The 7,388-nt window shown below is 46.6% G+C and carries 10 protein-coding genes; 3 read left to right on the top strand and 7 right to left on the bottom strand.

Annotated elements, in window-relative coordinates; genetic code table 11:
• Positions 1-125: 125 nt before the first annotated feature.
• Both crtD and EFB08_RS11205 read right to left on the bottom strand, forming a co-directional pair.
• Entirely contained in the window at positions 126-1,613 is a 1,488-nt protein-coding gene (crtD, locus tag EFB08_RS11200; protein ID WP_123127026.1) for a 1-hydroxycarotenoid 3,4-desaturase CrtD, read from the bottom strand.
• Positions 1,614-1,740: 127 nt separating this feature from the next.
• On the bottom strand, positions 1,741-2,073 hold the full coding sequence (locus tag EFB08_RS11205; protein WP_227006304.1) for an SRPBCC family protein: 333 nt from the start codon (positions 2,071-2,073) through the stop codon (positions 1,741-1,743).
• Positions 2,074-2,283: 210 nt separating this feature from the next.
• Between EFB08_RS11205 and EFB08_RS11210 the strand changes: the two genes are divergently transcribed.
• The 3 genes from EFB08_RS11210 to EFB08_RS11220 all read left to right on the top strand — a co-directional run bounded on the left by EFB08_RS11210 (position 2,284) and on the right by EFB08_RS11220 (position 4,621).
• Entirely contained in the window at positions 2,284-2,961 is a 678-nt protein-coding gene (locus tag EFB08_RS11210) for a hypothetical protein (protein WP_123127028.1), read from the top strand.
• A gap of 134 nt (positions 2,962-3,095) precedes the next feature.
• Entirely contained in the window at positions 3,096-3,755 is a 660-nt protein-coding gene (locus tag EFB08_RS11215; RefSeq protein ID WP_123127029.1) for a hypothetical protein, read from the top strand.
• A 236-nt stretch (positions 3,756-3,991) separates the two neighbouring features.
• Positions 3,992-4,621: a DUF2939 domain-containing protein gene (locus tag EFB08_RS11220; protein ID WP_123127030.1), complete on the top strand. Its 630-nt coding sequence runs from the start codon at positions 3,992-3,994 to the stop codon at positions 4,619-4,621.
• Positions 4,622-4,728: 107 nt separating this feature from the next.
• Here the strand turns inward: EFB08_RS11220 and EFB08_RS24020 are convergent, their stop codons facing one another.
• The 5 genes from EFB08_RS24020 to EFB08_RS11245 form a co-directional block, all read right to left on the bottom strand.
• Positions 4,729-4,884 (bottom strand): PLDc N-terminal domain-containing protein, encoded by a 156-nt coding sequence (locus tag EFB08_RS24020; RefSeq protein ID WP_123127031.1) that lies wholly within the window; start codon positions 4,882-4,884, stop codon positions 4,729-4,731.
• 136 nt (positions 4,885-5,020) lie between these two features.
• On the bottom strand, positions 5,021-5,641 hold the full coding sequence (locus EFB08_RS11230) for a porin family protein (RefSeq protein ID WP_123127032.1): 621 nt from the start codon (positions 5,639-5,641) through the stop codon (positions 5,021-5,023).
• A gap of 235 nt (positions 5,642-5,876) precedes the next feature.
• The gene (locus EFB08_RS11235; protein ID WP_123127033.1) at positions 5,877-6,248 is read right to left on the bottom strand and encodes a VOC family protein; all 372 of its coding nucleotides are present in this window, start codon (positions 6,246-6,248) and stop codon (positions 5,877-5,879) included.
• 57 nt (positions 6,249-6,305) lie between these two features.
• Positions 6,306-6,866: a DUF4269 domain-containing protein gene (locus tag EFB08_RS11240; RefSeq protein WP_123127034.1), complete on the bottom strand. Its 561-nt coding sequence runs from the start codon at positions 6,864-6,866 to the stop codon at positions 6,306-6,308.
• 69 nt (positions 6,867-6,935) lie between these two features.
• Entirely contained in the window at positions 6,936-7,229 is a 294-nt protein-coding gene (locus EFB08_RS11245; protein ID WP_123127035.1) for a hypothetical protein, read from the bottom strand.
• Positions 7,230-7,388 lie beyond the last annotated feature (159 nt).

Raw genomic sequence — 7,388 nt, forward strand, 5'->3', positions numbered from 1 at the left:
GAGACCTTTCAGGACGGCAGAAAGAAGAGCTCCTGATCCCGAAAATTGGGGAAGTCATAGCCTTGGTTTAGGGCCTGTTTTCAGAAAAGAGGCCCTAAACAGAAGTTAACCCGATGATCTTAAACTTAAATCCTGACGGCTGCGGAAACCTGCGGCACCAAGTCAGAGGCGATCTTCGCGGAAAGCAGGCAAAGCGGGATTCCGCCTCCAGGGTGCACGCTGCCGCCCACAAAATACAGGCCTTTGAGTTTGCTGGTAAAGTTAGGGTGCCGCAGAAATGCCGCCATCCGGTTATTAGACGAACTTCCGTACAAAGCGCCCGCAAAAGATGAAGTGTCAGCCTCAATGCCGCGCGGGTCCCAGACCTTCTCAGTAGTAATGAGTTGGGCAAGGTCTACGCCCAGCGCCTTGCTTACCTTTGTGATCACCGCTTGCCGGGTTTGTGTGATGAGTTCGTCCCAGTCCTGGCCGGCGTTGTGCGGCACGTTCACCATCACAAACCAGTTCTCGTGGCCAGCAGGCGCATCAGAGGGCGTGTATTTAGAGGTGATGTTCACGTAGACGGTTGGATCCTGCGCTACGGTTTCTTTCTGGAAAATGTGCTCAAATTCCTGCTGGTAGTTCTGGCTGAAGAAGATGTTGTGCAGGTCCAATTCAGGAAACGTACGCGAAATGCCCCAGTAATAAATCAACGCCGAACTGCTGCGGGGTTGTTTCAAGGTCCTCTCCGGGGCCGACTGATGGGGCAACAGTTTCCGGTAAGTAGGCACCACATCCATGTTGCTGACCACCACCTCGGCTGCAAACGTGCCCTGTGGGGTGCGCACGCCGGTAGCCCGACTTCCTTCCGTTATGATTTCCTGCACCAGCTCATTGTACCTGAACTCCACCCCTAGCTCCTCTCCTAGCCTCACCAGGCTTTGGGCGATGGCGAAAATGCCTCCCTCGGGATAAAAGGCCCCGATGTTGAACTCCAGGTGCGGAATCAGGTTAAGGGTGCCCGGGGCTTGATAAGGATCTGATCCGTTGTAGGTAGCGTAACGATCCAGTAATTGCACCAGGCGCGGGTCTGAGAAGGCACGGGCGTTGGCGGCGTGCATGGTGGTGGTCAAGCCCAACTCTGGCAGAGCCGGAAGTGTCTTCAGCACATCGGGGCTGAGGTAGGTGTCCAGCTTGTGCAGCGATTTGTGCAGGAACGTATGGGCGGTGGCGTGATACAGCCGGGCTACTTTCTCCAGGTGCCGGTGCAACTGCTCCTGCGGAATGCCAAGTTTGGTTTCTACTTCTTGGGCGAAGGCTTGTGCCGAGGAATGGGCCGTGAGACGGGTGCCGTCTGGCCAGAAATACTGGGTCACGATGGGCAGACGCTGATACCGGAAGTAGTCTTTCGGGTTTCGGCCGGCGAGGGTAAACAAATCATCTACCAACTGCGGCAAGGTGAACAGAGACGGGCCTGCATCGAAACGGTAGCCGCCCGGCAAAGTGAACTGAGTCATCTTGCCGCCGAAGGAAGCATTAGCCTCCAGTACCGTCACCGAGTATCCTTTCACCGCCAACCGAATGGCCGCCGCAATGCCGCCTATACCTGAACCTATGACTACTGCTTTTGCCATGTTGCCAATCTACGCAGTTTCCCGCTTTTTTCTGGACATAACCTGTTCCACGGGTAAAAGTTTGGAAACTCCTTTCTCCCTACCGATATCGTTTCAGGGCCATTTTAGTAAAACAAGCCTCTAAACGCTAGCCCACTTTCCCGAAGATCCGGCGGTAAACCGGTCCTCGGGCCGCGAACTGGGCATAAAGGACGGGATAAATCAGGAGGTCCAGGATGCGGGAGCCGGTTCGGAATTCAATCTGTTCATGGATGATGCTATGGCTGCCCTGCCGGGTAATCAGGTGTTTGTGCCGCCAGTATTTCAAGGGGGCTGGCAGTTCCTGGCCTTCGTCTACAAACCAGGCTTCTTGCTCGTTTTCCTGCCGTTCGGTGATGAGGCTGGTCCATCGGCGCTTCAGAGGGCCGGCCTGTAGCTCCACCTCTACCCTGTCACCGGGGAAACTTCCATCGAAACGCAAAATTTTTAATCTGGGGAATGGGGGTGAAAGGGCCCTAAACAGGTCTACTGTAAAACCTTCCAAAACAGCCCGGTGAGATTGGGCCACAGGTACTTGAAGATGTAGTTTCATAGCGGCAGTTAAGGTGCACCTTGGTAACCCAATATGGCGGCAAAAGTTGTCTGCTCTTGGCCCGGGAAGGAAAAAAGCAAAGTAAGAACAATCCAGTAAATGAAGATGAGAAGTGCGCTTTTGGTCATGGTGATGTTGGTAGGCCTAGGAGTTAGTAGCTGTAACCATTCCCGGAACATCTATACGAGTCCGGCTTTTGAGGCGGCGGCCAAGCACCATAAAACCATTGCCATTCTGCCTTTTGATGTACAAGTAGGTTTGAGACCAAACCAGATGCGCCGCTTTACCCCTGAGCAACTTTACGCCCTAGAACTGCAGCACGGCCGGGCAGTTCAGAGTGCCTTTCAGATCCATTTCCTGAATAAGATCAATGGAGACTCCGAAAAGATTGCCGTGCAGGACGTGAACGTGACCAATTCCATCCTCAAAGAGCAGGACATTCAGCCAGAGGAACTTCAGGCTATTCCGCCTGCAGAACTGGCGCAGATGCTAGGCGTGGATGCCGTACTGGTGGGTTCCCTCACCACTGAGAAACCGGTTTCTACCGCGGTGGCTGCTGCCATTGCCGTGTACACGTTTCTCTATACGCCCTACGTAAGCGGCCCCGGCCCCACCAACACCGGGAACACCACCATGAGAATCTATGATGGCGCGTCTGGTAACCTGCTGTGGAGCTATGACAAAATGCTTTCCAGAGGTATCGGTAGCGACACCCACAACATCATCAGGGCCATCACCCGGAAAGCGACCAGACAGATCCCTTATGCAAAAAGGTAGGGTTATTTTCCTTGGATGCTTGATTATTGGAATTTGCCTTTAACTATTTGGATCATATATGTTAAAGTTCCTATATTAATTTTTCAAAATACATCGATTTTCCACCCTTCATTCAACCTTTAAAATTCGTCAGTATGAAATCAACATCAGTTTTGCTTGTTCTAGTAGCTCTGTTTTTGAGCTTGGGAGCTTCGGCCCAAACAAAAGAAATCTACACCAACCCTGCGTTCGAGACGCTGGCCAAGCAGCACAAGACCATTGCCATTCTGCCTTTTGAGGCCCGAGTAGGTTTGCGGCCCAACCAAATGAAGAGCATGACCCCGGAGCGCATCAAGGAGATGGAGCAAAACGAAGGCCTGGCTGTGCAAAGCGCCCTGCAAACCTACTTCCTGAAAGTGAGCAGCAAAGATGACTATACCGTTTCTTTCCAGGATGCCGCCACCACTAACGCCATGCTGCTCAAAAATAATATCACCGCAGAGAACATCAAAAGCTTCACTCCCGCTGAGTTGTCCAAGGTTTTAGGCGTAGACGGCATCATCACGGGTACCTTCACCACCGACAAACCGATGTCTGACGGGGCTTCCCTGGCGCTTGGCTTAGCCGTAGGTTTCTATGGCGCTACCAACTCCGGTAAAACCGCCATCAACATCTACGACGGCAACTCTGGCGAACTGCTCTGGAAATACGAGAAAAGCCTCTCCAGAGGATTGGGCAGCGACACCGGTACCATCATTACCACCATCATGCGCAAGGCGTCCAAGAAATTCCCGTACTCTAAGATAAAGGCCTAAGCGCTCGCCTTCACCCAAGACTTTCCTCGCCCACCCGTACCTGGTACCGGTGGGCGATTTGTTTTTGGGCCCTTTACTGAAAAGAAGCCTGAAAACGGAAACTCCTTTCCCGGGCTCTGGCCGTTTCTAGAGGATGTGCAGCATGTGAAATCTTTTTAGTAATATTACTAGCCTTCTATATCTGGATAAAGGCAGTTTAGGAAAGAAAGATCAAGATTGAATCCATACATCTTCATATGAAAAAAGTACTTCTCCTCTTAGTGGTAGTGGCCCTTGTGGGCGGTGGTTATTGGTTTTACAACAGAACAAAGACGGGCCCCGAAGCCTCTCTGCTGGAAATCAGGTCTGCGCTGGACACCAAAGACATGGCAAAGCTGCAGAAGTATGTAGACTTCAAGCGCACCTCCAACAGCCTGGTAGAACAGAGCCAGAATATGGCCGTTGATCTCTTGCCCCAGGAACTGCAGGGAGCCGCCAATTTGCTCAGAAGAGGCTTAAAAGCGAAGAAACAGTTGACCTCTGCCGTGCGTAGCCAATTGATCCAAAGCATAGAAACGGTATCGGGGCAGAAGGTGCCTGAAGTAGCCGATGTGGTGAAACTCCTTCCCGTTGGCAAACTGATCAACACCAACCTACTGCCAAAACTGGAGTTTGAGGGCGTAGAACACGTAAATCGCCAAGATTCTATTTCCTTGGTGGGCCTGAAGGTTAGACCAGTGAACAGCGAGGAATCTTTGGTTGTGGAACTGCGCATGCTCCAGAAAGAGGGTTACTGGCAAGTGGTTGGGGTAGAGAACTTCAAAGAAATACTACCCCAGTTGATTTCCATCGGGAAGAAAAACAAAGACCAGGCTGCCCAGGAATAGGTTTTCTGGCCATTTTCCTGAAATAAAGCCTAAAACGAGAAAGGGTACCATTCTGCGGAATAGTACCCTTTCTCGTTTTAAGAAAGATGGTGCAAAAGCGCCTTTAACTAAGCCCTAATTTGCCTTATTTTCTGTTTTCTCCCGATGATCAAATAAAGGATAGCCCCTAGAACCGGAACAAAGACGATTGCCATTAACCAGATTAATTTCTCTATGGAGTTCGCGAATTTACCGGTGAGTAATCTACCAGAGACCAGAGCCATAAAACGACCGGAACACCTGTTAAAAGCAACAGAATTATCAGTTCAGGGATACCAATGCTCCCCATGAACAATAAAACGGTGTCGTGCATTTTTGTAAAGTCTAAGTTGTGGAAGGTGTGAAACGCGAAGTCTCTGGTTACTTTCTAAAGTAATATACCAAACCTGTTTGAAACACTCTATTCTTGCCATCGTTTACTTCTGCCACAACATTTCCCTCTGAATCATGATTGGTGTAAGAAAAGATATTGGTAAAGCCGTAGCTGTACCTGGCTTCTGCTTCTAAAAAGGAATTGATCTTATAACTCACCCCTAAACTTGCCCCAACGTCTAGTTTATTGCAGGCATCGGTTATACTCTTAGGATTGTTGCCAAAGTTCTCTCTGGCGTATACTAAGTAACCTAATTCAGGCCCAATAAGAATAGATAGTTGTTCAATTGGCCTGAAGCCTACTAAGAGCGGAATGTTTAAATAATGGAATTCATCTATTCCCTTTACTTTAAAATTTCCGTTGTCAATTGATATGGTGTTGCCTTTCAAGGAGTAGATGGCTTCTGCTCTGCCAAATACCTTTCCGTTTATTTCTTTTTGAAGCAGACCTCCTGCATAAAAGCGTATCTTATTTTTATAAATGTCGCTCGAATTTTGATAATCAACATTCGTGATGTTTACTCCAGATTTGATGCCTAGCGTGGTTTGGGCGTAAATAATCTGAATACTACAGATTAATAAGATTGTAAGGAAGGTTGCCTTTTTCATATAAGATTAGGTTTTTCCTAACCTAACGGTTCAAAGGCTTTTCCAAATATATAAGTAAAGAGTTATTTGTTATTTGTAATGGTGTTACAGAAAGCTTCGTGTGAATTAAGTAAAGTTCTGTCTTGTGTTAAAAGTACTTACAGCCTCATGTAAGCCGCGGCAAAAAGCGTTGGCAGAGGCAGGCGGTTGCATAAAAATTTCTGGTTTAGCGGAATAATGGCTGATACGGGTTTGTTTAACGATGTTGGTCAATTAAAATAGTATTTCCGTCTGGGTCCCTCAGCATAAGGCTTGCAGGCCCAGAGGTTTCCTCATCGGCCGCACTAATCAATTCAATCCCTTTGTTTTTCAGATTCCGCTGAATTTCTCTAACATCATCGAACCTATCAATAGTATTGGCATTTTCATCCCAGCCTGGATTAAAAGTCAAGATATTGCCTTCAAACATGCTCTGAAATAGCCCGACAAGGGCATTTTCATTTTTCATTATGAGATAGTTTTGATCCATACTGCCGGCAAAGACGTTGAATCCTAAGTGCTCATAAAACTGCTTTGATACTTCAAGATTTCTAACATTGAGGCTAACCGAAAATGCACCTAATTTCATGTTGCTTTTTTGTTTATGGTTATGTTTGTAAGTAACAGGCTGCGGATAAGAGGCGTTTTAATGCTTTGTAGCTTTTGTTGGCAGATAGGGATTTAATTTTTCTTCTTCTTTTAGAAGTTCAAGGTATGGGTCTCCCTGCAATCCTAGAGCATGGGCAAAAGCTGGCTCCGTTTTAAACCCCTGAACTTTAAGTTCCCTAATGGTTTGCTTGAACTGGTTTCCCTTGGAAAGTAGAAGATAGTTTTCTATTACCATGTGTCTGTAAGCATACTGCTCTTGCGACGGCTTATTCTGTCCGAATACTTCAATCTCAAAGTTTTCAACCATAAAATTAGCAATTACGGTACGTTGCTCACGAACCATTTTATCAACTATCTGAAAGTCTTTATAACCGCTGAAACATTCTACTAAGTTACCCTTGAAATCGTCGGCATGTTGCCAGTAACAAATAATGTCTAAATCACTGTTCTCAACGTCAATATCTATCGGAATTGTCCCTGCCAATATGGGGGAATACGGTTGCAAATACTCCATTATTGAATAACTAGTGAGCACTTTATATGCTTCCTGTTGCTTTGGAGTCCCAGTCTTTAAATATTCTATTGTAGTGAAGTCCATTATTTATTCCTTACTGCTAACGATTAGGCTATGCGATGGCGAAGCTGCCGTATAGGTGTGTTATGGTTTTTATATTTCTTCAGTTCTGAAATCAATTTTATTCTTTTTTAAGAAAGAGATAATTTCATTGGTTCCATTCCACGTTTTCGAACTCACATATTGACAAATGTAAAGTCCATCTTCTTCAATGATGGCAATTATATATGGCATTCCTTCAGGAACTTTATTTTCTCGAAATTCTAAATTTAAGTGGCCATCGAGGATTTCTCTTTTATAGAAGCTCTTTTGATTTATTAAAATTTGCTGAATCTCTTTTTGGATTTGAGCATTACCACTGAAATAAATTTTACTCTCAAATCCCATAGTTTTTATCTTTAATTCTAATTACCCATAACGGTTAGTATAAAAGACGTGCGAGGCCGTCGGCCGAAGGATGACTTTTATACAGTCCTATGTTTGCAAAAACTAATTAACTTGTATAAAAGAGAAGAAAGGAAGGAACAAGATTCATTATACAATAAG

The sequence above is a fragment of the Rufibacter latericius genome (assembly GCF_003721515.1).
GTDB classification, from domain to species: Bacteria; Bacteroidota; Bacteroidia; order Cytophagales; family Hymenobacteraceae; genus Nibribacter; species Nibribacter latericius.

Coding starts and splice junctions, on each gene's coding strand:
- crtD (WP_123127026.1), bottom strand. CDS start 1,613: ATGGCAAAAGCAGTAGTCATAGGTTCAGGTATAGGCGGCATTGCGGCG.
- EFB08_RS11210 (WP_123127028.1), top strand. CDS start 2,284: ATGAAGATGAGAAGTGCGCTTTTGGTCATGGTGATGTTGGTAGGCCTA.
- EFB08_RS11215 (WP_123127029.1), top strand. CDS start 3,096: ATGAAATCAACATCAGTTTTGCTTGTTCTAGTAGCTCTGTTTTTGAGC.
- EFB08_RS11220 (WP_123127030.1), top strand. CDS start 3,992: ATGAAAAAAGTACTTCTCCTCTTAGTGGTAGTGGCCCTTGTGGGCGGT.
- EFB08_RS24020 (WP_123127031.1), bottom strand. CDS start 4,884: ATGGCTCTGGTCTCTGGTAGATTACTCACCGGTAAATTCGCGAACTCC.
- EFB08_RS11230 (WP_123127032.1), bottom strand. CDS start 5,641: ATGAAAAAGGCAACCTTCCTTACAATCTTATTAATCTGTAGTATTCAG.
- EFB08_RS11235 (WP_123127033.1), bottom strand. CDS start 6,248: ATGAAATTAGGTGCATTTTCGGTTAGCCTCAATGTTAGAAATCTTGAA.
- EFB08_RS11240 (WP_123127034.1), bottom strand. CDS start 6,866: ATGGACTTCACTACAATAGAATATTTAAAGACTGGGACTCCAAAGCAA.
- EFB08_RS11245 (WP_123127035.1), bottom strand. CDS start 7,229: ATGGGATTTGAGAGTAAAATTTATTTCAGTGGTAATGCTCAAATCCAA.